The sequence below is a fragment of the Variovorax sp. TLI9-5A genome, assembly GCF_056867935.1.
The window spans coordinates 2552781-2577957 of sequence record NZ_CP200310.1 but is presented as its reverse complement, the minus strand read 5'-3'; the positions used below and the strand labels follow the sequence as shown (position 1 = coordinate 2577957).

Sequence of the window (25177 nt, the reverse complement as noted above, 5' to 3'; positions counted from 1 at the left end):
GTTTCTGTTGAAGTCGGGGCCCATGACGACTCACATCTACTCAGGCCCCCTCAGCATGTTCGGCGCCAAGGTCGAGATCGCGGCACGCGAGAAAGGCGTGCCCTTCGAACTGGTCATGGTGCCCTTCATCGAAGGCGACTTCTACGAGCCCAAGCACCCCGAGGTGCTTCGGGTCAACCCGGTCAAGCAGCAGGTGCCGGTGCTGGTCGACGACGAGGTCTCGCTCTTCGACTCGACGCAGATCTTCGAGTACCTGGAAGACCGCTATCCCAGCCCGCCGCTGTGGCCCGAAGGCATTGCCGAGCGGGCCCGCGCGCGGCAGCTGGAGCAGAAGTCCGACGAGGTCTTCTTCCCGAACGTCATCAAGCTCTTCGGCCTGCAGGAAGCCATGCAGAGCGCTCCCGCGATAGCGGCCTGCGCCGGCTGCGCACGCTTCTACGAGGAAATGGAAGGCCTGCTCGCCACGCGCGAGTACCTGGCCGGCCCTTATTCCTTCGCCGACATTGCCTTCTACATGGCCTGCGTGTTCGCCGACCGCAAGGGCGCGGGCATGACCGGGGCCACGCCTCGCCTGCTGGCATGGCGCACACGCGTGGGCGACCGGCCCGCGGTACGTGCGTCGGTCGACCCGATGATGCGCTTCCTCGCCTCGCAGGGACGCGGCGTGCCGGCCTTCCTGCAACGCTGAAGGGGCACTGAAGGCACCGCGCCGGGCGCTGAGGCATCATCGGTTCATGCCGACCAAAGAGTTCGACTGGCTGCCTTCCCCCTCGCAGCACTTTCTCGTCGTCACTTTCGCACTGCTGGTCTACGTGCTGACCACGCGAGCGCGCCGCGAGCAGCGCGCTCCCACCACCGCCATCGCCTGGGTCATGGGGCTGGTGCTGATGCCTTATTTCACCCTGCCGATGTACCTGCTGTTCGGCCAGCGCAAGCTGCGCCCGGCGGGTTCGCCCCGGCCGCCGCGCTCGGTGCCGCCGGGCCACTGGGCCGCCGACCTGATCGAGAGCTTCGGCCTCGCGCCGCCGGGGCGCTGCGCGATCCGCATGCACGCCGACGGCGAGGCCGCGCGCGAGGCGCTGTGGGAGGTGATCGACGGCGCGCGCGAGCGCATCGACGTGTGCACCTTCATCATCGGCGACGACCCGCTGGGTCACGCGGTGCTGGAGCGGCTCGCCCAGCGGGCGCGCGAGGGCATCAAGGTGCGGGTGCTGCTCGACGGCTTCGGCGCGCTGTCGCTGCCGCGCCATCACTTCGACCGGCTGCGCGCGGCGGGCGGCGAGGTGGCGGTGTTCCGCCCTTTCTTCAGCCTGCGCCGCATCGGCCCGCGCAACCTGCGCAACCACCGCAAGTTCACCATCGCCGACGACGGCTGGCTCTGGTCGGGCGGGCGCAACCTCGCGGGCGAGTACTTCACCGGCAACGAGAAGCACCCCGAAGCCTGGCGCGATCTTTCCTTCGACCTGCGCGGCAGCGTGGCGGCCGCGGCGGCGCGCCAGTTCGACCACGACTGGGCCTCGGTGCGCAGCCGCAAGGCCCGCGCCATCACCGCGCCCGACGCCTACGGCCCGGGCACGGCCATGGCCCAGTTCCTGCCGAGCGGCCCCGACCAGACGGAAGACACGGCGCATGCGCTGCTGATCGACGCCTGCTTCCGCGCCGAGCACCGCATCCTCGCCATCACGCCCTACTTCGTGCCGGGTGACGGCCTGCGCGACGCCCTGCGATTGGCCGCGCGCCGTGGCGTGCAGGTGACCATCGCGATGCCCGCGCGCTCCAACCACCGCCTGGCCGATTTCGTGCGCGCCCGCGCCATGCGCGACCTCGCGCGCGCGGGCGTGAGCTTTCGCATGCTGCCCTTCATGGCGCACGCCAAGGCGGTGGTGGTCGACGAAGAGCTCGCCATGTGCGGATCGATCAACCTCGACCTGCGCAGCCTGCTGCTGAACCACGAAGCGGCCGTGGTGTTCTACGGCCAGGACCACATCGAATGGCTCGCCGAGTGGATCGAGACCACCGCCTCGGCCGGCGAGCCCTACCGCTCGCGGCGGCCAGGCCTGCTGCGCGACGTGGCCGAGGGGCTGCTGCTCACCGTAGCTTTCCAGCTTTAGGCGCAGGTTCGGGCAGCGGGGCTTCGTCGCCCTTCGCGCCCTTCGCCCCCTTGGCCTCCTTCGCCACGGCATCGAGCCCGGCGAGCACGTAGCGCACCACCTCGCCGGCTAGGGCCTGGGTTTCCTTCAAGGCCGGCAGCACCTTGCTGCTCAGGTCCTTGGGCGCCACCGTCAGCACCAGGCAGGGCAGCACCGTGAGCAGCAGGCTGCGCTGCACCGAGGGATGGTCGTCAGGCAGGCCCATGACCTCGCCGACGATGCCGCGCAGCAGCTTGGCCTTGGGCAGCACCGCACGCTGGATCAGCGCCGGCATCGCCGGCGAAGGCGACAGCGCCTCGCGCAGCACCACGCGGAAGCCCCAGGGCGCCTTCGGCTGCGCGCTCATCTCGACCATGTGCGTGAGGAAGGTGCGCAGCTTCTGGCGCGGATCGCTCGACTCGACCGACAGCGCCATCAGTTCGTCGAGGCTCACGAGCTGCTTGTGCGCCTCGATCAGCACCGCTTCATACAGCCCGTCGCGGCCGCCGAAGTGGTAGTTGATGGCGGCCATGTTGGTGCCGGCGCGGGTGCAGATTTCCTTGCTGGTGCTTTCGGCGAAGCCCTGCTCCGCGAACAGCCTGCCGGCGGTTTCGAGGATGTGCAGGCGCGTGGTGTTGCCGTCGGTGCGCTGGGTGCGGGTTGCCATGCCCCGAGGCTAACCGAAGCAAGAAAATACTTCAAATTCAAATTTCAATTTGATAACATCACACCGGCCGCGAAGCCGCAACAGCCACGCCAGGACACATGCCATGAACAGGAAACCCCTCATCGCCATCGCCGCGGTGGCCGTCGTCGCCATTGCGGCGGGCGGCTGGTGGTACGCGCAGCGCGCGGCCACGCCCTCCGACCAGCTCGTGCTGTACGGCAACGTCGACCTGCGCCAGGTTTCGCTGGCCTTCAACGCCAGCGACCGCATCGCCGAACTGACGGTGCGCGAGGGCGATCGCGTGCGCGCCGGGCAGGTGCTGGGCCGGCTCGACACCCGCTCGCTGGTGCTGCGCGTGGCGCAGTCGCAGGCGCGCATCGGCGTGCAGGAACAGGCCCTGCTGCGCCTGAAGACCGGCAGCCGCCCCGAGGAAGTGGCGCAGGCCAATGCCCAGGTGGCGGCCGCGCAGGCCGATGCCGAGCTGGCGCAGCAGCAGCTCGCGCGCCTGCAGGCCATCGGCGCCACCACGGCGGGCCGCGCCGTGAGCCAGCAGGACCTCGACAGCGCGCAGGCCAGGCGCAAGGTGGCGCTGGCGCAGCTCGACAACGCGCGCAAGGCGCAGCAGCTCGTCGTCACCGGCCCGCGCAAGGAAGACATCGGCCAGGCGCAGGCCCAGCTCGAATCGGCCCGTGCCGAGCTCGCGCTCATGAACCACCAGCTCGCCGAGGCCGAGCTGAAGGCGCCCATCGACGCCATCGTGCGCGCCCGCCTGCTCGAGCCCGGCGACATGGCCTCGCCGCAGCGCCCCGCCTTCACCCTCGCCATCACCGATCCCAAGTGGGTGCGGACCTATGTGGCCGAGCCCGACCTCGGCCGCGTGCGCGCCGGCCAGGAAGTCCGCGTGAGCACCGACAGCCAGCCCGGCGAGACCATCGCGGGCAAGGTGGGCTACATCTCGTCGGTGGCCGAGTTCACGCCCAAGACCGTGCAGACCGAGGAGCTGCGCAGCAGCCTGGTCTACGAAGTCCGCGTGATGGTCGACGACCCGCAGGACCGCCTGCGCCTGGGCATGCCCGCCACCGTGCGGCTGCAGCTCGCGCCCCCGCCCTCCTCTTCTTCTTCCACTACCGGCAAGCCCTGATGACCGCCACCGGGCCGGCCGTGGCCGGACGCTCGCTGCACAAGCGCTTTCTGCCCAAGGGGTCGAAGGAGCCCGTGCTCGCACTCGACGACATATCGCTCGAAGTACCCGCCGGCACGCTCACCGCACTGGTCGGCCCCGACGGCGCTGGCAAGACCACGCTGCTGCGCCTCATGGCCGGCCTGATGCGCGCCGACGCGGGCGAGCTGCGTGTGCTGGGCATCGACGTATCGGCCGATCCGCAGGCGGTGCAAGACCGCATCAGCTACATGCCGCAGCGCTTCGGCCTCTACGAGGACCTGAGCGTGCAGGAGAACCTCGACCTGTATGCCGACCTTCACGGCGTGCACCGCGACAGCCGGCGCGAACGCTACGCGCGCCTGATGGAGATGACCGACCTCGGCCGCTTCACCGACCGCCCGGCCGGCAAGCTCTCGGGCGGCATGAAGCAAAAGCTCGGGCTCGCCTGCACGCTGGTGCGCTCACCCGACCTGCTGCTGCTCGACGAACCCACCGTGGGCGTGGACACGCTCTCGCGTCGCGAGCTGTGGGAGATCGTGCAGCAGCTGGTGGACGAGGAAAGACTCTCCGTCATTGTCAGCACCGCCTACCTCGACGAGGCCGAGCGCTGCAATCACGTCTTCGTGCTGCACGGCGGCAAGCTGCTGGCGCAGGGCACGCCCGCCGAACTGCGCGACCGCGCGCACGGCCTGTGCTTCGTCGCGACGCCACCCGAAGGCGAGCCGCCCCGGCTGCTGCAGTCCCGCCTGCTCGACGCGCGCGAGGAGATCGTCGACGCGGTGCCGCAAGGCGGCGAGGTGCGCTTCATCCGCCGCGAGGCAACGGGCAACGCACGGTTCGGCGAACTGCTTGGAGGCGCACGCACCGAGCCCGTCGCGCCGCGCCTCGAAGACGGCTTCATGACGCTGCTGCGCGCCCAGCCCTCGCACGGTGAAGACGCGGCCCCGATGGCCACCTCGCCGCAAGGCACCGGCCAGCCCGGCGAGGTCGTCATCGAAGTGAAGGACCTCGTACGCCGCTTCGGCGATTTCGTCGCCGTCGCCAGCACCAGCTTCTCGGTGCGGCGCGGCGAGATCTTCGGCCTGCTCGGCCCCAACGGCGCAGGCAAGACCACCACCTTCCGCATGCTGTGCGGCCTGCTGCCGGCCAGCGGTGGACAGCTGCGCGTGGCCGGCGTCGACCTGCGGCATGCCCGCGCGCAGGCACGCCAGCGCATCGGCTATGTCTCGCAGAAGTTCGCGCTCTACGGCAACCTCACGGTGCGCGAGAACCTCTCCTTCTTCGGCGGTGCCTACGGCCTGCGCGGCTCGAAGCTGCGCGAGCGCATGGACACCGTGCTGCGCCAGTTCGACCTCGCCCACTCGCTCGATGCGCCCAGCGGCCAGCTGCCCGGCGGCTACAAGCAGCGGCTGGCCATGGCCACGGGCCTCTTGCACGAGCCCGAGATCCTGTTCCTCGACGAGCCCACCAGCGGTGCCGACCCGCTCGCGCGTCGCGATTTCTGGCGGCGCATCACCGCGCTGGCCGAAGGCGGCACCACGGTCGTCATCACCACGCACTTCATGGAGGAAGCCGAGTACTGCGACCGCATCGTGATCCAGGACGCCGGCAAGGTGCTGGCGCTCGGCACGCCGCAGGAGGTGCGCGCGCAGGCGCTGGGCAACGGCGAGGACGACACCAGGCGCATCGACATGGAACAGGCATTCATCGGCATCGTCGAGAAGGCGCGGCGCAAGGTCCGCGAAGAGGCGGCGGCATGACTGGCAAGAGCGGCTTCCGGTCCCGCCTGGTCTCCCTCACGCGCAAGGAGTTCCGCCAGCTCCTGCGCGACCGCAGCAACCTTGCCATCGGCATCCTGCTGCCGATGGTGCTGATCCTGATCTTCGGCTACGGCATGTCGCTGGACGTGAAGAACGCGCCCGTGGCGGTGGTGATGGAAGACGCCTCGCCCACGGCGCACGAGGCCATCGCCGGGCTGGCGCTCTCGCCCACCATCGCGCCGGTTCTGCTGGGTTCGATGCACGACGCCGAGGTGCTGATGCGCGAGCGCAAGATCGACGGCATCGTACGCGTGCCCTCCGACTTCTCGCGCTCGCTCGCCGCCGGCAATGCGCGCGTGCAGCTCATCGTGCACGGCTCGGACGCGGGGCGCGCGAGCATCATCCTGGCCTACGTGAGCGGCGCACTCGCGCAGTCTGGCGTGCGGCAGGCGGACCGCGGCGGCAACTCCGGCGGCCCGGCGATCGTCGGCAGCGTCACGGTCGAGCAGCGCATGTGGTTCAACGCCGCGAACACCAGCACGTGGTATCTGGTGCCGGGACTCATCGTGCTCATCATGACGCTGGTGGGCGCCTTCCTCACCGCGCTGGTGATGGCGCGCGAGTGGGAGCGCGGCACCCTGGAGGCGCTGTTCGTCACGCCGGTGCGGCCGGTGGAGATCCTGCTGGCCAAGATCATTCCGTACTTCGCGGTCGGCATGCTGGGCCTCGCGCTGTGCCTGCTGTCGGCGCGCTACCTGTTCGCGGTGCCGATGTACGGCTCGCTCCTGGTGGTGGTGTTCGCTTCGATGCTGTACCTGATCGTGGCGGTGAGCCTGGGCCTGGTGATCTCCTCGGTCACGCGCAACCAGTTCCTCGCAAGCCAGGTGGCGCTGATCGCGACCTTCATGCCCTCGATGATGCTGTCGGGTTTTCTCTTCGACCTGCGCAACGTGCCCACCGCCGTGTGGGTGATCGGCCACCTGCTGCCGGCCACCTACTTCATGGACCTCATCAAGACGCTGTTCCTCGCGGGCGACGTCTGGCCGCTGGTGTGGCGCAACTGCGCGATCCTGCTGGCCTACGCGGTGGGCCTGCTGCTGGTGGCCCGCGCGGTGACGCGAAAGAGCCTCGACTGAAAGCCCCGGCCATGAACGCCCTCATCGATTTCTTCCTGCGCGTGGCCAACCTCTGCCGCAAGGAGTTGCTGACCATCCTCAAGGACCCGGCCACGCGCGCCATCCTGGTCGCGCCGGCCATCATGCAGAGCCTGGTCTTCGGCTATGGCGCCACCTACGACCTCACCGACGCGCCCTACGCGCTGCTCGACCAGAGCCGCAACGGCGCCTCGTCGGAGCTGATCGCGCACCTCGACAGCACCGGCGTGTTCCACCGCGTGGCCACGCTGCGCTCGCAGGCCGACATCCGCGACGTGATCGACACCGAAAAGGCGCTGCTCGTCATCCAGATTCCCGCCGACTTCGAGCAGCGGCTCAGCGCGGGGCAGACGGCGGCCATCCAGCTGATCCTGGATGCGCGCAACTCCAACACCGCGGGCTCGGCCGCCGGCTACGTGAGCGCGGTGGTCGAGCGCTACAACGCCGAGCTGCGCACCCGCGCCGGGGCGCCGCCGCCTTCGCTCACCGTGGAATCGCGCGCCTGGTTCAACCCCAACCTGGAGACGCGCTGGAACCTGCTGCCCGGCATGATCGCCGCGCTCAGCATGCTGCAGACGCTGCTGCTCACGGCGCTGTCGGTGGCGCGCGAACGCGAGCAGGGCACCTTCGACCAGCTGCTGGTGACGCCGATGTCGCCGCTCGAAATCATGATTGGCAAGGCGCTGCCGCCCGTGCTGGTGGGCCTGGTGCAGTCCTCGCTGGTGCTGCTGGTGGCGCTCTTCTGGTTCCGCATTCCGATGGCGGGCTCGCTTCTCACGCTCTACACGGGGCTGCTGTTCTTCACGGTGGCGAGCGTGGGCATCGGTCTCTCGATCTCGGCCGTGTCGGCCAACATGCAGCAGGCCATGCTCTACGCCTTCGTGCTGCTGATGCCGCTGATGCTGCTGTCGGGCCTGACCACGCCCGTGCGCAACATGCCGCAGGTGCTGCAGGTGGCGACGCTGGCCAATCCGCTGCGCTTCGCCATCGACCTGGTGCAGCGCGTGTATCTGGAAGGCGTGGGGCTGGGCACGGTCTGGCACAACCTGATTCCGCTCGCCGTCATCGCCGCCGTCACGCTGCCGCTGGCGGCGTGGCTGTTCCGCCATCGTCTTGTCTGAAAACGGGAGCGTGTCGTGTCCCATCCTCTGTCCCTTGCCACTGCAACGCTTTCCATTGCCTTCGTTCTTGCCGGCTGCGCCGTGGGGCCGGATCACAAGCCGCCCGAAGCCGGCGCCCCCGCCGACTGGTCCGCATGGCACGGCGGCTCGCCCGCGTTGCTGGGTGCCGAGCGGCAGGCCCCGCCAAGCGGTGGCATCGCATCGGGCGACTGGAAGGCCTTCGGCGATCCGGTGCTGGACCGCCTCGAAGCCATGGTGCTCGCGAGCAACCCCGATCTGCAGACCGCCGCGCTGCGCTTCGCGCAAAGCCGCGTGCAGCGCAACATCACGGCGGCGCAGCAGGGGCCGCAGCTCAACGCCAGTGCGGGCGTCACGCGGCAGCGCCAGAGCGAGACGGGCGCCGCCACGCGGATGATCGACGCGCTGGGCTCTTCGGTCTCCAACCGCGACCAGCTCATCCGCACGCTCAGCGAGCCCTACAACCTCTACCAGGCCGGCTTCGACGCCTCGTGGGAGATCGACCTCTGGGGCCGGGTGCGCCGCGCCATCGAGGCGGCCGATGCCGACGCGGGCGCATCGGCCGCGCTGCTGCGGCAGGCCAGGCTCAGCGTGCAGGCCGAACTCGCGCGCAACTACTTCGAGCTGCGCGGCACGCAGCGCGAACTGCGCATCGCGCGCGCGGACATCGCGGCCGCCGCCGAATCGCTCGAACTGGTGCAGGCGCGCGCCGATGGCGGCCTGGTCACCGACCTTGACCCGGCTCGCCAGCGCGCACTGCTCGCCGACCTGCGCGGTCGCATTCCGGCCCTGCAGCAGCAGGAGGCCGATGCGATGAACCGCATCACGCTGCTGGCAGGTGCCGCGCCCGGCGCGCTCAACGCCGAGCTGGCGGACAAGGCCACGGGCGATGCACTCGACGCGCCCACACTCCCGCCGCTCGCGCTGGGCCAGCCTGCCGAACTCGCACGGCGCCGGCCCGACATCGCTGCTGCCGAGGCGCAGCTTCATGCCGCCACCGCGCGCATCGGCGTGGCCGTGGCCGATCTCTATCCGCGCGTGACGTTGGGCGCCGGCTTCGGCTACGAATCGGTGGGCAGCGAGCGTTTCGGCGAATGGGGCAGCCGGCAGTGGCATGTGGGGCCGTCGATCAGCCTGCCGATCTTCGATGGCGGGCGCCGCCGCGGCACCGTCGAGCTGCGCGAACTGCAGCAGCAGGAAGCGGCGGTGGCCTTCCAGCAGACCGTGCTCAAGGCCTGGCACGAGATCGACTCGGCGCTCACCGCCTACGCCGCCGAGCGCCAGCAGCAGGCCGAGCTGGCCGAGCGCGAGCGCCGCAGCCGCGACGCGCTGGTGCTGGCGGCCGCGCGCTACAAGGGCGGGCTCACGGACTTCGGCGTGGAGCTCGACGCGCGCCGCACCCTGCTGCAGGCGCGGCGCGACCAGGCCCAGAGCAGCAGCCGGCTCGCGGTGGGACTGGTGGCGGTCTACAAGGCGCTGGGCGGCGAGGCTGTGGCGCCAGAAGCACAAATGCAACACAATTGAAACCAATTGAACAAGCACACTAAAATATCCACCGGTTTCGGGGATTGACATGCTTGCTTGCCCTACAGGTTCGTCACCTGGCAGGCACTGACGGATCTCCCGGCACCCCCTGCCTGGCGGGGTAGCCCGCCCGGGCACGGCCTCTCGCGGGGCCGGCCAGGGCGCCGTTCGTTGGAGTCTTCCGCCCCGCCCCCGGGGAAAACCGATGCGAGCTTTCTTCTCGCTGCGCGCCCTGGCGAATCTGGCAAGTCTGGCGAAATCGGCGCTGATGCTGGCGACAACGCTTTTCGCACTGTCCGGAATCCCGTCGACCGCTTTCGCCGCCATGGACGAGATCGGCCGGGCGGCGCCAAGCACCCACCGCCTGAAATTCATCGTCGACCCCGAGCTGGCCACCGACATCGGCCCCGCCGAGGCTGCCCGCCGGCTCGCGCAGTACGTGGCCGACGTCAACACCGTGTTCACGCGCGAGACGGTGCGCAGCTTCTCCTTCGACCCCGCCGCCGACCTGCAGCTGACCGCGCCCGCCAACGCGCCGCAGTGCAGCTACAACGGGCTGGTCAATGGCGAGGTGGTGGTGTGCGTGTCGAAGTCCACCCGCGGCTACAGCCACGGCGGGCTTTCCACGAGCTGGACCTTTCCGCAGAAGGGCGTGACCTGGAACCTGAACTGGATCGCCATCCACGACCCGCTGCGCCTGACCCGCGCCCCCACGCCAGGCGCCCCCGAATCCACCGAGAAGGACTACCTCGCCCGCCAGCTCAAGACCCTGCTGCACGAGCTGGAGCATGTGTTCGGCGCGGGCTCGGGCGAGTACTACAACAGCGTCGCCGTGGCCGACACCACCGGCGTCGCACCCATTACCGACCTCGCATTGGCCAGCGACAGCGACCGCTACTGGTGGAGCCGCCAGCACTGGCGGCTCGACCCGCTGCTGGGCACGGTCTTCGAGCAGCGCCGCGACCCGGCCGCCAACCGCATCGCCACGCTGGAGATGATCCGCTTCACCGCCGGCACCAAGGCCAACATCGACACCGACTGGACCGACTGGCCCAAGCTCGGCAGCTCGAAGTTCATGGCGGGCACCACCGCCACGCAGGTGCGCGTGACCGACCGCGACACCGGCGCCGCCCTGCCCGGCGCGCAGGTGTCGGTGTGGCGCAACCCGGGCACCGGCAAGCCGCTGGTGATGCTCGCGACCGGCGTGGCCGACGCCTCGGGCCGCTACCAGTTCGACTGGGACTGCGGCTTCAGCTGCTTCGCCGTCGGCAAGACCACGCTGCTGGTGAAAGCGCGCGCGGCCAACCGCGCGCCCGGCGCGACCTGGTTCACCATCTTCGATGCCTTCGAGCAGAAGGCGGTGCAGGGGCAGCCGATGTTCACCATCGACCTCGCGCTCGGCAGCCCCGACATCACGCCGCCCACCGTGTCGGTGGCTGCACCTTCGATGGCCACCGTGGGGCAGCTCACCGTCATCGCGCCCGCGGTGGTCGACAACGTGGCCATCGTCGGCGTGAAGGTGGTGGGCCGCGACAGCATTCCGATCTGCACCTTCACCGCCCCGCCCTATACCTGCAGCTGGACGCCAAGCGCGCCCGGCGTGCAGACCATCCGCGTGATCGCGCTCGATGCGGCTGGCAACTCGGCGGTGGCTTCGGCCAACGTGATCGTCAACGCGCCTGCCGACACCGTGCCGCCTGCCGTTTCGCTGGCCGTGCCCCCGAGCGTGCCCGCTGGCGTGGCCGCAAGGCTCTCCGCCGGCGCGTCCGACAACGTCGGCGTGGCCGAGCTGAAGTTCATCGTCGACGGCAAGACCGCCTGCACGCTGCGCGCCGCGCCTTACGTGTGCGCGTGGACGCCGAAGCGGCCCGGCTCGGCGAACGTCGAAGTGCGCGCCATGGATGCGGCGGGCAACGTGGCCAGCAGTTCCGCCAGCATCCGCATCGAAGGCCTGCGCCCCGAGGACCTCTGACCTGGCTCAGTCCCTGTTGGTGAAGCTCGCGTTGCCCAGCCCCGTGCCGATGGTGAGCACGCCCCAGTGCCGCACCTCGCGCATGAAGGGCAGTTCGCTCAGGCCCTGCACCACCGCGTCGTTGTGCATCAGCACCAGCGTCGGGCCCGAGCCCATCATCGGCATGCGGCGCCACAGCTGGCTGGGCAGGTGGAAGGCGTGCCCTTCCCAGTCGCCCGGCAGGTTCTGCGCGCCGCGCGCGATGGAGCCGTCGGGCCGTATGAGGCCTGGGCAGCCGATGCCGACGAAGGGCGCGAGCCGGATCTTCTTGCGCTCGCTGTAGCGCACCATGTCTTCCAGCATGCCGGCGATGTGATCGACCATGCCTGCGCGGTTGGGGCCTTCGTCCGCATGGCGCCATTTCTCGCGGCGCACCACCTTCGCGAGCGAGAAGTCGGGCGCCTTGCGGTGGCGCGTCTTCACGATGCCGCAGCGCACGTTGGTGCCGCCTATGTCGACCGCGAGGATCGCGTCGTGCCCCTTCAGCATGGAGGGCGGCACGAGGTGCACCCAGCCGATCAGGCCGCCATCGTCCACGTCATGCGAGAGACGGGCGATCTGCACGTGCAGGCCCATCTCCTCGAGGATGGCGCCGGTCTGCAGGATGGCGCGCTCGCCCACGTCGCTCTCGGGAAAGCCGCCACCGATCACGATGCGCTGCACCTGCTTCCATGAAGGCTGGCGCATGAATCGCTGGATCACCTGAGCCAGCTCCAGCGCAAATTCCTCGATGGCCACGTGCATCAGGTCGGTGGCTTCGGACGCCTTCTTCTCCTGCAGCGCGCGGTCGAGCTCTTTCTTGGCGAGGTCGCGCGAATGCGAGAGGCCCAGCGGGTCCTTGCCCTTCCTGCGGCGGCGCTTGCGCCAGCGTTCGAGCAGCTCGCGGAATGCCGTCTGGCTGGCCTGGTCGCCGACGAAGCCGTCCTTGTCGCGCAGCTGGAGGCTGTAGCCGTCGACCTGCAGGCCGGGCAGTTCGCGCAGGCCGTGGACGTCGGGGCCGGGGAGGTTGTCGCCTCTCTCGGGTTGGGTCTTTTTCCGGGTCTTTTTCTTCATTGCCGCCCACTGTGAGCCCGTTGGGCGACCGGCCCCATCGGCTCCGCGCGCCACGGCTTGTAGGAGATCGACGGGTACGCGCAGCGGGAGCTTGTCTATACACTGGCCCGGATGCACCTGCCCCGCAGCCTCCTGCGCGCCGCCCTGCTCTTCGCCCTCGCCTGGCTTGCCGTCTGCGGCATCGCGCGGGCGGCGGACGAGACGCTGCGCGTCGGCTCCAAGCGCTTCACCGAGTCGTACATCCTCGCCGAGTTGCTGGCACAGACGGCGGCGCCGCACGTGGCCACGCCGCCCGTCGTGCGGCAGGGACTGGGCAACACGGCCATCGTCTACGAGGCGCTGCGCTCGGGAGCCATCGACCTTTACGCCGAATACACCGGCACCATCGCGCTCGAAATCCTCAAGGGCGCGCCGGCCGAGACGCGCGAAGCGATGAACGCCGCGCTCGCGCCGATGGGCCTGGGCGTGGCAATTCCGCTGGGCTTCAACGACGGCTATGCGCTCGCGGTGCGCGCGGCCGATGCCGACCGGCTGGGCCTGCGCACGCTGAGCGACCTGGCGAAGCACCCCGAGCTGAAGTTCGGCCTGTCGAACGAATTCATCGGCCGCGCAGACGGCTGGAAGGGCCTGGCCGGGCGCTACGGCTTCACGCAGACGCCCACCGGCCTCGACCACGGGCTGGCCTACGACGCGGTGGCCGCGAAGCAGATCGACGTGATCGACATCTACACCACCGACGCCAAGATCGACCACCTCGGCCTGCGCGTGCTGGAGGACGACAAAAAGTACTTTCCGCGCTACGACGCCGTGGTGCTCTACAAGCTCGATCTGCCCAGGCGCCTGCCTAAGGCCTGGGCCGCGCTGCAGACGCTGGAAGGCAAGGTCGACGAGCACGCGATGATCGCGATGAACGCGCGCGCCGAGCTGCAAGGCGTGCCCTTCGACGCGATCGCGCGCGACTTCATCGCCAGCACCGGCAAGGGCGGCGCGAATGCGCAGCCGCAGGAAGCGCGCCGCGGCTTCATGGCCAAGCTGTTCGGACCGGACCTGTGGAAGCTCGCACGGCAGCACCTGCTGCTGGTGGCGCTGTCGGTGGGCATCGCGATCCTCATCGGCGTGCCTGTCGCGATCCTGGTGTTTCCGCACATGCGGCTGCGCGCGGTGGTGCTGGGATTCGCCAGCCTGCTGCAGACCGTGCCCTCGCTGGCGCTGCTGGCCGTGCTGATCTCGATGCTGGGCGCCATCGGCGCGCTGCCGGCGCTGATCGCGCTCACCCTCTACTCGCTGCTGCCGATCATGCGCAACACCGTGACGGGCCTGGCCGAGGTGCCCAACGGCCTGCGGCTGGCCGGCACCGCGCTGGGCATGACACCGCCGCAGAGCCTCCGGCTGGTGCTGCTGCCGCTCGCGCTGCCCACGCTGCTGGCGGGCGTGCGCACCGCCACGGCGATCGCCATCGGCACCGCCACCATCGCGGCCTTCATCGGCGCGGGTGGCTTTGGCGAACGCATCGTGACGGGGCTGGCGCTCAACGACCGGGAGCTGCTGGTGGCAGGCGCGCTGCCTGCGGCGGCGCTGGCGTTGCTGAGCGAGGGGGTGTTCGAGCTGGTCGAATACCTGATGCGAAGACGCCGGCGTGCGCCGCCGTCCTCGCTCCCGCCCGCCTGAAGACGGGCCGGAAGATCGGGGAGACCGATCAGGCCAGCGTGTACGCCGTCTTCACCGTCGTGAAGAACTCCTGCGCATAGCGTCCCTGCTCGCGCGGGCCGTAGCTCGAACCCTTGCGGCCGCCGAAGGGCACGTGGTAGTCCACGCCCGCCGTCGGCAGGTTGACCATCACCATGCCGGCCTGACTGTGGCGCTTGAAGTGCGTGGCGTACTTCAGCGAGGTGGTGGCGATGCCGGCCGAGAGGCCGAACTCGGTGTCGTTGGCCGTGGCCAGCGCTTCCTCGTAGTTCTTCACGCGGATCACGCTCGCCACCGGGCCGAAGATCTCTTCCCTGTTGATGCGCATGGCTGCGGCCGATTCGCTGAAGAGCGCCGGCGACATGTAGTAGCCGTCGGTCTCCAGCTTCAGCAGTTCGCCGCCGGCCGCCAGCGTGGCGCCTTCGCTCTTGCCGATGGCGACGTACTCCATGTCCTGGTCGAGCTGCGACTTCGACGAGACCGGGCCCATGTCGGTGCCCTGCGCGAGCGCGTCGCCCACCTTGATCTTCGCCATGCGTTCCTTCATGGCGGCGATGAACTTCGGATAGATGCCTTCTGTCACGATGAGCCGGCTCGACGCGGTGCAGCGCTGGCCGGTCGAGTAGAAGGCGCTCTGCACGCTGAGCTCCACGGCCTGCGCGAGGTCGGCGTCGTCAAGAATCACCTGCGGGTTCTTGCCGCCCATCTCGAGCTGCACCTTCTTGTGGTTGGTGACGCACTGCACCGCGATGTTGCGGCCCACGCCCACCGAGCCGGTGAAGCTGATCGCATGGACGCCGGGGTGGTTGACCAGCGCATTGCCGATCACGCTGCCGCGCCCCATCACCAGGTTGAACACGCCGGCCGGAATGCCCGAGCGGCTGATGATCTCGCTCAGGGCCCAGGCGCTGCCCGGCACCAGGTCGGCGGGCTTGAGCACCACGCAGTTGCCGAATGCCAGCGCGGGCGCGATCTTCCAGGCCGGAATGGCGATCGGGAAGTTCCACGGCGTGATGAGGCCGACCACGCCGACCGGCTCGCGCGTGATCTCCACCCCGATGCCCGGGCGCACCGAGGGCAGCAGTTCGCCCGACAGGCGCAGGCACTCGCCCGCGAAGAACTTGAAGATGTAGCCCGCGCGCGCGGCCTCGCCGATGCCCTCGGCCTTGGTCTTGCCCTCTTCGCGTGCCAGCAGCGTGCCCAGCTCTTCCTTGCGCGCGAGGATCTCGTTGCCGATCTTGTCGAGCGCGTCGGAGCGCGCCTGCACGCTGCCCGTGGCCCAGGCCGGGAAGGCGGCGGTGGCGGCAGCCACGGCGGCATCGACGTGCGACGCGTCGCCCTGCGTGTACTGGCCGATCACGTCGGACAGGTTGCTGGGGTTGAGGTTGGGGCTGTAGCTGGCGCCGGCACGCCATTCGCCGGCGATGAGGTTGTCGAAGTTCTGCATGAGGGTTCCTTCAGCGCACCATGCACGGGCGCTTGTTGTCAAAAGTCCAGTTGGGAATCAGATATTGCATCGCCTGCGCATCGTTGCGCGCGCCGAGGCCATGTTTCAGGTAAAGCTGGTGCGCCTTCTCGACTTCGTCCATGTCGAGTTCCACGCCCAGGCCGCCGCGCGTGGGCACCTTCACGAAGCCGTCTTCGATCTTCAGCGGTGCCTTGGTCAGGTGCTGGCCGTCCTGCCAGATCCAGTGCGTATCGATGGCCGTCACCTTGCCCGGCGCGGCCGCCGCCACATGCGTGAACATCGCGAGCGACACGTCGAAGTGGTTGTTCGAATGCGAGCCCCAGGTCAGGCCCCAGGCCTGGCACAGCTGCGCCACGCGCACGGAGCCCTGCAGGGTCCAGAAATGCGGATCGGCCAGCGGGATGTCGACCGACTGCAGCGAGAGGCTGTGCACCATCTCGCGCCAGTCGGTGGCGACCATGTTGGTCGCCGTGGGCAGGCCGGTGGCGCGGCGGAACTCGGCCATCACCTCGCGGCCCGAGAACACGCCCTCGGCGCCGCACGGGTCTTCGGCGTACGCCATCACGCCGTGCAGGTCGCGGCACAGGCGGATCGCGTCCTGCAGCAGCCAGCCGCCGTTGGGGTCGAGCGTGACGCGGGCCTTGGGAAAGCGCTCGTGCAGCGCGCGGATGGCTTCGACTTCCTCCTCGCCGCGCAGCACGCCGCCCTTGAGCTTGAAGTCGGTGAAGCCGTAGCGCGCATGCGTGGCCTCGGCCAGGCGCACGATGGCCTCGGGCGTCATCGCCTCCTCGTGGCGCAGGCGGAACCAGTCGTTGTCGGCGCCGGGGTCGCTCTCGTAGGGCAGGTCGGTCTTCCTGCGGTCGCCCACGTAGAAGAGATAGCCGAGCATCTGCACCGCGTCGCGCTGCTGGCCCTCGCCGAGCAGGGCTGCCACGGGCACTTCGAGGAACTGGCCCAGCAGGTCGAGCAGCGCGGCTTCGACGGCCGTGACCGCATGGATGGTCACGCGCAGGTCGAAGGTCTGCAGGCCGCGCCCGCCGCTGTCGCGCCCGGCGAAGGCACGGCGCATGCTGTTGAGGATCGCGTTGTGCCGGCCGATGGGCTGGCCGACGATGAGGTCGCGCGCATCTTCCAGCGTCTGGCGGATCTTCTCGCCGCCCGGCACCTCGCCCACGCCGGTATGGCCGGCGCTGTCGGTCAGGATCAGCAGGTTGCGCGTGAAGAACGGGCCGTGGGCACCGCTCAGGTTCATCAGCATGCTGTCGTGGCCCGCGACGGGGACCACGCGCATGCCGGTGACGACGGGGGCGCCCGTCACGACTTTGGAAACAACGGATTCAGGGCTTGTCATCTTCGGGCTGCGTGCTTCAGTCTGCAGTAATGTGGCGGGCTTCGATCAATGTCTTCCATCGCGTCCATTCGCGCAACTGGAAGGCGGTGAATTCTTCCGGCGTGCTGGCGACGATCTCGAGCCCCTGCTCGAGCATGCGCTTCTTCGTCTCCGGGTCCTGCATGGCGGCGATGACCGCGTCGCTCAGCTTCTTCTTCACGGCGGGCGGCAGGCCCTTGGGCGCGGCCATGCCCTGCCATGAGTAGACCTCCGCGCCCTTGACGCCGGCCTCGGCCAGCGTGGGCACGTCGGGCAGCACCGGCGAGCGCTTGTCGCCCGTGACGGCGATTGCGCGCAGCTTGCCGCCGCGGATATGCGGCAGCACCGCATTGACGTTCTGGAACGAGAAGTCGACCTGGTTGCCCAGCAGGTCGTTGACCGCCGGCGCACCGCCCTTGTAGGGCACGTGCACGCCTTCGGTCTTCGTCTGCTGCCAGAAGAGCTCGGCGGAGAGGTGGTCGGACGAGCCGTTGCCCGAGCTCGCGAACGAGACCTTGCCCGGCGTCTTGCGCAGCAGCGCCAGCACGTCGGCCACGGTGTGCTCGGGCCGCGCGACGTTCGCGACGAGCACGTTGGGCGCCTGCACGGGCACGCTGATGTAGTCGAAGTCTTTCGTCGCGTCGTAGGGCACGCTCTTCTGCAGGTGCGGCGTGACGACGAAGGCACCGAGCGAAGACACCAGCAGCGTGTAGCCGTCGGGCGCCGCGCGCTTGACCTGACCGGTGCCGATGGTGCCGGTGGCGCCGGGCCGGTTGTCGACGACGAAGCTGCCCCCGAGCCTGGTCTGCAGCTGCAGCGCGACGGTGCGGGCGACCATGTCGGTGGAGCCGCCCGCAGGGAACGGCACGATGATCGTCACCGGCCTCTGCTGGGGCCATGCATCGGCTTGCGCCGAGGCGGGCAGCGGCAGCAGCACCGCCGAGGCGACTGCAAGCACCGCCGTGAGAAGGTCTCTCTTCTTCATTCGACCTAGATCCTCACGGCCTGACGGGCCAGCAGCTTCCAGCTGCCGCCCTGCTTCTGCCAGACGCCGAGGATCTTCAGCGCCACCTTGCCGGGCTTGCCCGAGTCGTTGGTGTCGGCCGTGAGCGTGTGGCGCACGATGGCGGTGTTGCCATCGACCACTTTCACTGTCTGGTCGGTGATGGCGATGGTCACGAAGTCGGACTTGCCGTCGAGCAGGTCGGAAATAAAGCTAGCCTTGGTGTCGACCTTGCCGCCCGAATGGCCGTAGCTGAGGTCGTCGGCCACCAGCGCGCCCAAGGCCGGCGCTGTAGGGTCGATCATCGCGATGCGCAGGCGCTCGGCGGCCGCGGCCACCTCGGGTGCGGCCGACGCGGCGTTGCCCGAGGGCATCACCGAGCAGGCCGAGAACAGGGCCGCCGAGGCGGCGACCAGGAAGAGCTTCTTCAGGAACATGGCGCCTTGTCTCCGTTGTTGTGATTGAGGTCGGTTCGTCCGCCGCGTGCCGGCTTACTGCGGACCGAGCAAGTCGATCAGCGCCTTGAGCTGCTCCATCTCGGCGGGCTTCAGGTCGGTGAGCGGCGCGCGCACGGGGCCGGCGTCGTGGCCGACGATCTTTGCGCCGGCCTTCACGATGCTCACCGCGTAGCCCGGCACGCGGTTGCGCAGCTCGAGGTAGGGCATGAAGAAGTTCTTCAGCAGGCGGTGCTGGGTCGGCAGGTCGTCGGCGGCGACGGCCTTGTAGAAGTCCATGGCGGTCTTCGGAATGAAGTTGAAGACGGCCGACGAATACACCGGCGTGCCCATCGCCTTGTAGGCGGCTGCGTAGACCTCGGCGGTGGGCAGGCCGCCCAGGTAGGCGAAGCGGTCGCCCATCTTCTGGTAGATGGCGACCATGGCCTCGATGTCGCCCACGCCGTCCTTGAAGCCGACGAGGTTGGGGTTGCGCTCGGCCAGCGCGGCCAGGGTGTCGGGCTTCAGGCGGCTGGTGGCGCGGTTGTAGACGATCACGCCGAACTTCACGCTCTTGCACACGGCCTCGACGTGCGCGGCCAGGCCTTCCTGGCCGGCTTCGGTGAGGTAGTGCGGCAGCAGCAGGATGCCGTGCGCGCCGGCCTTCTCGGCGGCTTGAGCGCACTGGATGGCGAAGCGCGTGGGGCCGCCCGCGCCCGCGATGATCGGCACCACGCCGCGGCAGGTGTCGACCGCGGTCTGGATGATGCCGGGGTACTCGTCGCCGGTCAGCGAGAAGAACTCGCCCGTGCCGCCGGCCGCGAACAGCGCGCTCGCGCCGTAGGGAGCCAGCCATTCGAGGCGCTGCTGGTAGCCCTTCTTGTTGAAGTCGCCGTTGCTGTCGAAGTCGGTCAACGGAAACGAGAGCAGGCCGGAGCCCATGATGGTCTTGAGTTCTTGCGGGTTCATCGGGAAGAGTCCAGTGAAGATTGGGAAAAAGAAAAGGGGTGTGGCAGCCGGTCAGTCGAGCCTGACGTTGGCCTCTTTGATGACCTGCGCCCAGCGCGCGCGCTCCTTGGCGAAGAACTGGTCCTGCTCGGGCGCGGTCATGGTCACGACCTCGGCGCCCTGGCCCGCGAGGCGGGCGCGGATGTCGGCGGTGCGGATGATGCGCACCAGCTCGCGGTTGAGCCGGTTGATGATCGCGTCGGACACCCCGCGCGCGGCGACCATGCCCTGCCAGGTGCCCGACTCGTAGCCGGGAGCGCCCTGCTCCGCGATGGTGGGCACGCTGCCGATCAGCGGCATGCGCGTGGCCTTGGACACGGCAACCAGCTTGAGCTTGCCCGCCTGCACCTGCGGGTAGGTGGCGAGCATGCCGTTCATGAGCACCTGGGTCTGGCCCGAGACGGTGTCGAGCACCGCCTGCACGCCGCCCTTGTAGGGCACGTATTCCCACTTGGCGCCGATGCGGCGCTGCAGCTCGATGCCCGCGAGGTGCGCGGTGCTGCCGCTGGCGGTGACGGCGAAGTTGAGATCGCTTTTCTTCGAGAGCTCGACCAGCTCCTTCAGCGTGCTCGCCTGCACCGAGGGGTGCACCACCAGCAGGTGGGGCGAATAGGCCAGCATGGAAACGCTGCGCAGGTCCTTCGACGGATCGAAAGGCAGCTTGGGGTACAGCGACGGGCTGATGGCCAGCGCGCCGAGGTCGCACAGCATCAGCGTGTAGCCGTCGGCCGGCGCCTTGGCCAGCAGGTCGGCGCCGAGGTTGCCGTTGGCACCGGCCTTGTTGTCGATGATCACCGACTGGCCCAGCGCCTCCGACAGCGGCTGGCTGATGGCCCGCGCGATGATGTCGGACGAACCGCCCGGCGGGTACGGAACGATGATCCGGATCGGCTTCGAGGGCCAATTGCCGGTGCCGCCCTGGGCGCCTGCGGCTGCTTGCGCGAAGGAACGCGCCGGCAGGCTGGCGGCCAGGGTCGTGGCCAGTGCGGCGCCGAGTGCGCCGCGTCGGGAGATGGTCATGCTGCCTCCTGTTGTTCGATGGTCGTCATGGCCTTGCGCGCGACTTGCGGCACAAGTTATCAGTCATCGTACAACTGGAGAGATGACTTGTCCAGCATGGCGGACAAGAAAAATATCAGTGGGATGAAGCGCCGTCGGCCGACGGCACGGCTGCGTCGGCACCGCCTGCCGCGGAAGCATCGGCCTTCGCCTTCTGCTGCGCCGCTTCCTGCGCCATGCGCAGCCGCTCGCGGCTGTTGGTCAGATGGATGCGCATGGCGGCGCGCGCCGACTCGGGGTCGCGCCGGGCGATGGCCGCGTAGATCTCTTCGTGCTCGCGGTTGACGCGGCTCAGGTAAGGCGCCCCACCCTCGTGGGTACGAATGGCGCTGATGCGGGTGCGTGGGATGAGCGTGGTGCCCAGGTGCCGCATGATGTCCGCGAAGTACGGGTTGCCGGTCGACTCGGCGATCTGCAGGTGGAAGCGGAAGTCGGGCCCCACGGTGTCGCCTGCCACGACCACGTTGCGCTCGAAGTCGTCGAGCGCCTGGCGCATGGCCACGAGCTGCCCGTCGGTGCGGCGGCTGGCGGCAAGGCCGGCCGACTCGGTCTCCAGGCTGATGCGCAGCTCCAGCACGGCAAGCACGTCGACCGACGCGGCGATCTCGCCCGGATCGAGGCGGAACACGCCGCCAGTGCGCGGTTGCAGCACGAAGGTGCCCACGCCGTGCAGCGTCTCGACCAGCCCCGCGGCCTGCAGCTTCGAAAGCGCCTCGCGCACCACTGTGCGGCTTACGCCGTAGGCCTGCATGATGGCCGACTCGGTGGGGAGCTTGTCGCCCGGCCGCAGCGACTGGCTGCGGATCTTCTCGCCCAAGTCTTCGACCAGCCCGTGCGCGAGGCCGCGCGCGCGCTGGCGCGGACGCCCCACGAAGGAAGAAGCCGAGGAGCCCGCTTCCGCCGGAGCGTCCGACACCAAGGGATTACCCGCAGTCGTCTGAACCATGGCCACGATGATAATCTCCAAACTAGTTGTACGACAACAGATAACTTATCACTCAACTCCCAAGCGTCGCGGGCTTATCCACCAGCGGCCTTCGGTTTCCACGGCACCGAAATGCAGCGCCTTTTCGACCTCGCGACCTCGACCTTGCTTCACCGGCATCGTACCGGCCGCTTCCGCGAAGCCGCCGCGACCGCAGCCCCTCGGAAACCATGACCCCAGCATGCAAGGACGCGCAACCATGACAGACAACAACAAGATGAACCGCCTCCTGCTGACCGGCGCGGCCGGCGGCCTCGGCAAGGTGCTGCGCGAGCGGCTCAAGCCCTATGCGAACGTGCTGCGCCTGTCCGACATCGCCTCGCTGGCGCCGGCCACCGGCGCGAACGAGGAAACCGTGCCCTGCGATCTCGCGGACAAGGCCGCGGTGCATGCGCTGGTCGAAGGCTGCGACGCCATCGTCCACCTGGGCGGCGTATCGGTGGAGCGGCCCTTCGAGGAAATCCTCGAGGCCAACATCAAGGGCGTGTTCCACATCTACGAGGCCGCGCGCCGCCACGGCGTGAAGCGCGTGGTGTTCGCGAGCTCGAACCACGTGATCGGCTTCTACAGGCAGACCGAGCACATCGACGCTCACGCCGCGCGCCGGCCCGACGGCTACTACGGCCTGTCGAAGTCCTTCGGCGAGGACGTCGCGCAGTTCTACTTCGACCGCTGGGGCATCGAGACGGTGAGCATCCGCATCGGCTCCTCCTTCCCCGAGCCGGCCAACCGCCGGATGATGAGCACCTGGCTCAGCTACCGCGACCTGACCTCGCTGATCGAGAAGTCGCTCTTCACCCCGGACGTGAAGCACACGGTGGTCTACGGCATGTCGAACAACCGCGACGTGTGGTGGGACAACAGCGCGGCCGCGCACCTGGGCTTCGTGCCGCAGGACAGCTCCGAGGTGTTCCGCGACAAGGTCGAGCAGCAGCCCCCGGTCGCGCCGACCGATCCGAACGCCATCTACCAGGGCGGCGCCTTCACCGCACAGGGCCCATTCGGCGATGCAGGCGATTGAGGCGATGCAAGCTGAACTCGTCCTCGACGCGCGCAACGGCACTGGCGAAAGCCCGGTGTGGCATGCCGCCGAGCAGGCGCTGTACTGGGTCGACATTCCGGCACGGACGCTGAACCGCTGGCATGCGGGCGAAGGCCACGCGCAGTGGAAGGCCGATGAAATGATCGCCTGCATCGCGCCGCGCGCCGATGCGCCCGGCGAGTGGATCGCCGGCATGGAAAGCGGCCTCTTCTCGCTGAAGCCGCAGGCCGACGGCACGCTGGCCTCCACGCCGCTCGCCCCCGTCGACCACGCCGCCCCTGCCATGCGCTTCAACGACGGCCGCTGCGACCGCCAGGGCCGCTTCTGGGCCGGCACCATGCTGCTGGACATGGCCGCAGGTGCGCGCGTCGGCCGCCTCTACAGCTACGGCAAGGGCGACGGCAAAGCCGCCCTTCGCCTCGACGACCTCATCGTGCCCAACGGCCTGGCCTTCAGCCCCGACGGCCGCACGATGTACCTGTCGGATTCGCACCCCACGGTGCAGGCCGTCTGGGCCTTCGACTACGACACAGCCACCGGCACGCCGGGCAACCGGCGCCTCTTCGTCGACATGAAGCCCCTGCCCGGGCGCCCCGACGGCGCCGCCATGGACACCGACGGCTGCTACTGGATCTGCGGCAACGACGCCGGCCTGGTGCACCGCTTCACACCCGACGGCCGGCTCGACCGCTCGCTCGAAGTGCCGGTGAAGAAGCCCGCCATGTGCGCCTTCGGCGGCGCGGGCCTCGACACCCTGTTCGTCACCTCGATCCGCCCCGGCGGCATCGACCTGTCGGACCAGCCGCTGGCCGGCGGCGTGTTCGCGCTGCGGCCCGGCGCGCAGGGCATGCCGGAGCCGGCCTTCGGCAGCTGATTCCCCTTTTCAACAACCACCAAGCAGAGGACGAGACAAATGAAATTCGCCAAGAAGACCCTGATCGCACTTTCCGCGTGCGCCGCAGCCGCGCTGACCACCATGGCTGCACACGCCACCGAGTTCCGTTCGGCCGACATCCACCCCGACGACTACCCCACCGTCACCGCCGTGAAGTTCATGGGCGAGCGCCTGAAGGCGCTGTCGGGCGGCAAGCACAGCATCAAGGTGTTCAACAACAGTTCGCTCGGCAGCGAGAAGGACACGATCGAGCAGACCAAGATCGGCGCGCTGCAGATGGTGCGCGTGAACATCGCGCCCATGAACAACATCTGCCCCGAGACGCAGGTGCCGACCATGCCCTTCCTGTTCCGCTCGGTCGACCACCTGCACAAGGTGCTCGACGGCCCGATCGGCGAAGAGATCCTGAAGTCGTGCGAGAAGCAGGGCTTCATCGGCCTGGCCTACTACGACAGCGGCGCGCGCTCGATGTTCACCGCCAAGAAGCCTGTGCGCAGCTTCGCCGACATGAAGGGCCTGAAGGTTCGCGTGCAGCAGTCCGACCTGTGGGTGTCGATGCTGGAAGCCATGGGCGCCAACGCCACGCCCATGCCCATGGGCGAGGTCTACACGGGCCTCAAAACCGGCCTGATCGACGCCGCCGAGAACAACTACCCCACGTACGAGAGCGCGCGCGCCTTCGAAGTGGCCAAGTACTACAGCAAGACCGAGCACTCGATGGCGCCCGAGATGCTGCTGTTCTCCAAGCGCGCATGGGACAAGCTCTCCGCCGAGGAGCAGGGCTGGATCCGCCAGGCCGCCAAGGAGTCGGTGCCCTACATGCGCAAGCAGTGGGAAGAGCGCGAAGTGAAGTCGCTGGCCACGGTCAAGGCCGGCGGCGCCGAGATCATCGAGGTCGACAAGGCTCCGTTCCAGGCAGCAATGAAGCCGGTGTACGACAAGTTCATCACCGACGCGAAGCTGAAAGACCTCGTCAAGCGCGTGCAGGACACGAAGTAAACAGGGCTCGCCCCCAGGCTTCGCGCACTTCGTGTCGCTTCTCCTTCCCCCTACCGGGGACAACACCTGAGGCCCGGCAAAGCCGGTTCCTCAGTGTTCCACGAAGAGGCGGGGCCTTTCCATTTTTCGCGCTGGAAATATGTACACCAAACTTTGCCGCACGCTCGCCCGTGCCTGCATGTGGTTGGGCATCCTCGGTCTCGTCGCGGTCATCTGCGCCGTGAGCTGGCAGGTGTTCGGCCGCTACGTGCTCAACAACACCCCCACCTGGGCCGAAAGCCTCGCGCTGCTGCTGGTGCTCTACGTCACCATGCTCGGCGTGGCCGTGGGCGTGCGCGACGCGGGCCACATCGGGCTCGAATCATTCCTCGTCCTCGCACCCGACTGGCTGCGGCTGAAGATGGAATACCTCATCCACGCGCTGATCCTGCTGTTCGGCCTGGCCATGGCCTGGAACTGCGCCGAACTGGCCGAATCGGTGTGGGACTACCGCCTGCCCACGCTCTGGATTTCCGAGGGCTGGAAGTACGTGCCCGCCGCCGTGTCGGGCGTCCTCATCGTGATGTTCTCCATCGAACACATCATCGCGCTCGCCCAGGGCCGCGAAGTCGAACCTGCCTGGGCCTGAGC

22 protein-coding genes are annotated in these 25177 nt (G+C 68.8%); 13 read left to right on the top strand and 9 right to left on the bottom strand.

All coding sequences use genetic code 11. The annotated features are described in order from the left end of the window. Positions 1–22: 22 nt before the first annotated feature. Positions 23–688: a glutathione S-transferase family protein gene (locus tag AC1VNX_RS12255; protein WP_483156946.1), complete on the top strand. Its 666-nt coding sequence runs from the start codon at positions 23–25 to the stop codon at positions 686–688. Between the two features lie 46 nt (positions 689–734). Further along, positions 735–2111 carry a phospholipase D-like domain-containing protein gene (locus tag AC1VNX_RS12250; protein ID WP_483156945.1) on the top strand — a complete coding sequence of 459 codons (1377 nt, stop codon included), beginning with the start codon at positions 735–737 and terminating at the stop codon, positions 2109–2111. On the opposite strand, the gene AC1VNX_RS12245 is transcribed toward AC1VNX_RS12250, so the two are convergent. Then, a complete protein-coding gene (locus AC1VNX_RS12245) occupies positions 2089–2796 on the bottom strand; it encodes a TetR/AcrR family transcriptional regulator (protein WP_483156944.1) in 708 nt (235 codons plus the stop codon). The genes AC1VNX_RS12250 and AC1VNX_RS12245 overlap by 23 nt on opposite strands. 103 nt (positions 2797–2899) lie before the next feature. On the opposite strand from AC1VNX_RS12245, the gene AC1VNX_RS12240 reads away from it, so the two are divergent. The 6 genes from AC1VNX_RS12240 (at position 2900) to AC1VNX_RS12215 (ending at position 11507) form a co-directional block, all read left to right on the top strand. Beyond that, on the top strand, positions 2900–3937 hold the full coding sequence (locus AC1VNX_RS12240) for an HlyD family secretion protein (RefSeq protein ID WP_483156943.1): 1038 nt from the start codon (positions 2900–2902) through the stop codon (positions 3935–3937). Then, positions 3937–5718, top strand: a complete 1782-nt coding sequence (locus tag AC1VNX_RS12235) for an ATP-binding cassette domain-containing protein (protein ID WP_483156942.1) — start codon at positions 3937–3939, stop codon at positions 5716–5718. Before AC1VNX_RS12240 ends, AC1VNX_RS12235 begins: the two co-directional genes overlap by 1 nt. Continuing rightward, a complete protein-coding gene (locus AC1VNX_RS12230; RefSeq protein ID WP_483156941.1) occupies positions 5715–6854 on the top strand; it encodes an ABC transporter permease in 1140 nt (379 codons plus the stop codon). Before AC1VNX_RS12235 ends, AC1VNX_RS12230 begins: the two co-directional genes overlap by 4 nt. Before the next feature lie 11 nt (positions 6855–6865). Continuing rightward, complete coding sequence (locus AC1VNX_RS12225) at positions 6866–7993, top strand: ABC transporter permease (RefSeq protein WP_483156940.1); 1128 nt, start codon at positions 6866–6868, stop codon at positions 7991–7993. Between the two features lie 15 nt (positions 7994–8008). Next, positions 8009–9535, top strand: a complete 1527-nt coding sequence (locus AC1VNX_RS12220) for an efflux transporter outer membrane subunit (protein ID WP_483156939.1) — start codon at positions 8009–8011, stop codon at positions 9533–9535. A gap of 205 nt (positions 9536–9740) precedes the next feature. Next, entirely contained in the window at positions 9741–11507 is a 1767-nt protein-coding gene (locus tag AC1VNX_RS12215) for an Ig-like domain-containing protein (protein ID WP_483156938.1), read from the top strand. Between the two features lie 6 nt (positions 11508–11513). On the opposite strand, the gene AC1VNX_RS12210 is transcribed toward AC1VNX_RS12215, so the two are convergent. Next, on the bottom strand, positions 11514–12599 hold the full coding sequence (locus AC1VNX_RS12210) for an ROK family protein (RefSeq protein WP_483156937.1): 1086 nt from the start codon (positions 12597–12599) through the stop codon (positions 11514–11516). Positions 12600–12710: 111 nt separating this feature from the next. On the opposite strand from AC1VNX_RS12210, the gene AC1VNX_RS12205 reads away from it, so the two are divergent. Continuing rightward, a complete protein-coding gene (locus tag AC1VNX_RS12205) occupies positions 12711–14267 on the top strand; it encodes an ABC transporter permease/substrate-binding protein (protein WP_483156936.1) in 1557 nt (518 codons plus the stop codon). Between the two features lie 28 nt (positions 14268–14295). Here the strand turns inward: AC1VNX_RS12205 and AC1VNX_RS12200 are convergent, their stop codons facing one another. From AC1VNX_RS12200 to AC1VNX_RS12170, 7 genes are all read right to left on the bottom strand, one after another. After that, on the bottom strand, positions 14296–15732 hold the full coding sequence (locus tag AC1VNX_RS12200) for an aldehyde dehydrogenase family protein (RefSeq protein WP_483156935.1): 1437 nt from the start codon (positions 15730–15732) through the stop codon (positions 14296–14298). Positions 15733–15742: 10 nt separating this feature from the next. After that, positions 15743–17104 (bottom strand): glucarate dehydratase, encoded by a 1362-nt coding sequence (gene gudD, locus AC1VNX_RS12195; protein ID WP_483156934.1) that lies wholly within the window; start codon positions 17102–17104, stop codon positions 15743–15745. A 16-nt stretch (positions 17105–17120) separates the two neighbouring features. Next, entirely contained in the window at positions 17121–18107 is a 987-nt protein-coding gene (locus AC1VNX_RS12190; RefSeq protein WP_483156933.1) for a Bug family tripartite tricarboxylate transporter substrate binding protein, read from the bottom strand. 5 nt (positions 18108–18112) lie between these two features. Next, positions 18113–18562, bottom strand: a complete 450-nt coding sequence (locus AC1VNX_RS12185) for a nuclear transport factor 2 family protein (protein WP_483156932.1) — start codon at positions 18560–18562, stop codon at positions 18113–18115. Between the two features lie 54 nt (positions 18563–18616). Then, a complete protein-coding gene (kdgD, locus tag AC1VNX_RS12180) occupies positions 18617–19528 on the bottom strand; it encodes a 5-dehydro-4-deoxyglucarate dehydratase (RefSeq protein ID WP_483156931.1) in 912 nt (303 codons plus the stop codon). A gap of 51 nt (positions 19529–19579) precedes the next feature. Continuing rightward, complete coding sequence (locus tag AC1VNX_RS12175; protein WP_483156930.1) at positions 19580–20587, bottom strand: Bug family tripartite tricarboxylate transporter substrate binding protein; 1008 nt, start codon at positions 20585–20587, stop codon at positions 19580–19582. 115 nt (positions 20588–20702) lie between these two features. After that, positions 20703–21572: a FadR/GntR family transcriptional regulator gene (locus tag AC1VNX_RS12170; protein WP_483156929.1), complete on the bottom strand. Its 870-nt coding sequence runs from the start codon at positions 21570–21572 to the stop codon at positions 20703–20705. A gap of 238 nt (positions 21573–21810) precedes the next feature. Between AC1VNX_RS12170 and AC1VNX_RS12165 the strand changes: the two genes are divergently transcribed. From AC1VNX_RS12165 to AC1VNX_RS12150, 4 genes are all read left to right on the top strand, one after another. Next, positions 21811–22632: an NAD-dependent epimerase/dehydratase family protein gene (locus AC1VNX_RS12165; protein ID WP_483156928.1), complete on the top strand. Its 822-nt coding sequence runs from the start codon at positions 21811–21813 to the stop codon at positions 22630–22632. Positions 22633–22636: 4 nt separating this feature from the next. Next, positions 22637–23527, top strand: coding sequence for an SMP-30/gluconolactonase/LRE family protein (locus AC1VNX_RS12160; RefSeq protein ID WP_483156927.1), 891 nt, complete (start codon positions 22637–22639; stop codon positions 23525–23527). A gap of 39 nt (positions 23528–23566) precedes the next feature. Then, positions 23567–24547 (top strand): TRAP transporter substrate-binding protein, encoded by a 981-nt coding sequence (locus AC1VNX_RS12155; RefSeq protein ID WP_483156926.1) that lies wholly within the window; start codon positions 23567–23569, stop codon positions 24545–24547. A 139-nt stretch (positions 24548–24686) separates the two neighbouring features. After that, positions 24687–25175 carry a TRAP transporter small permease gene (locus AC1VNX_RS12150; RefSeq protein ID WP_483156925.1) on the top strand — a complete coding sequence of 163 codons (489 nt, stop codon included), beginning with the start codon at positions 24687–24689 and terminating at the stop codon, positions 25173–25175. Positions 25176–25177 lie beyond the last annotated feature (2 nt).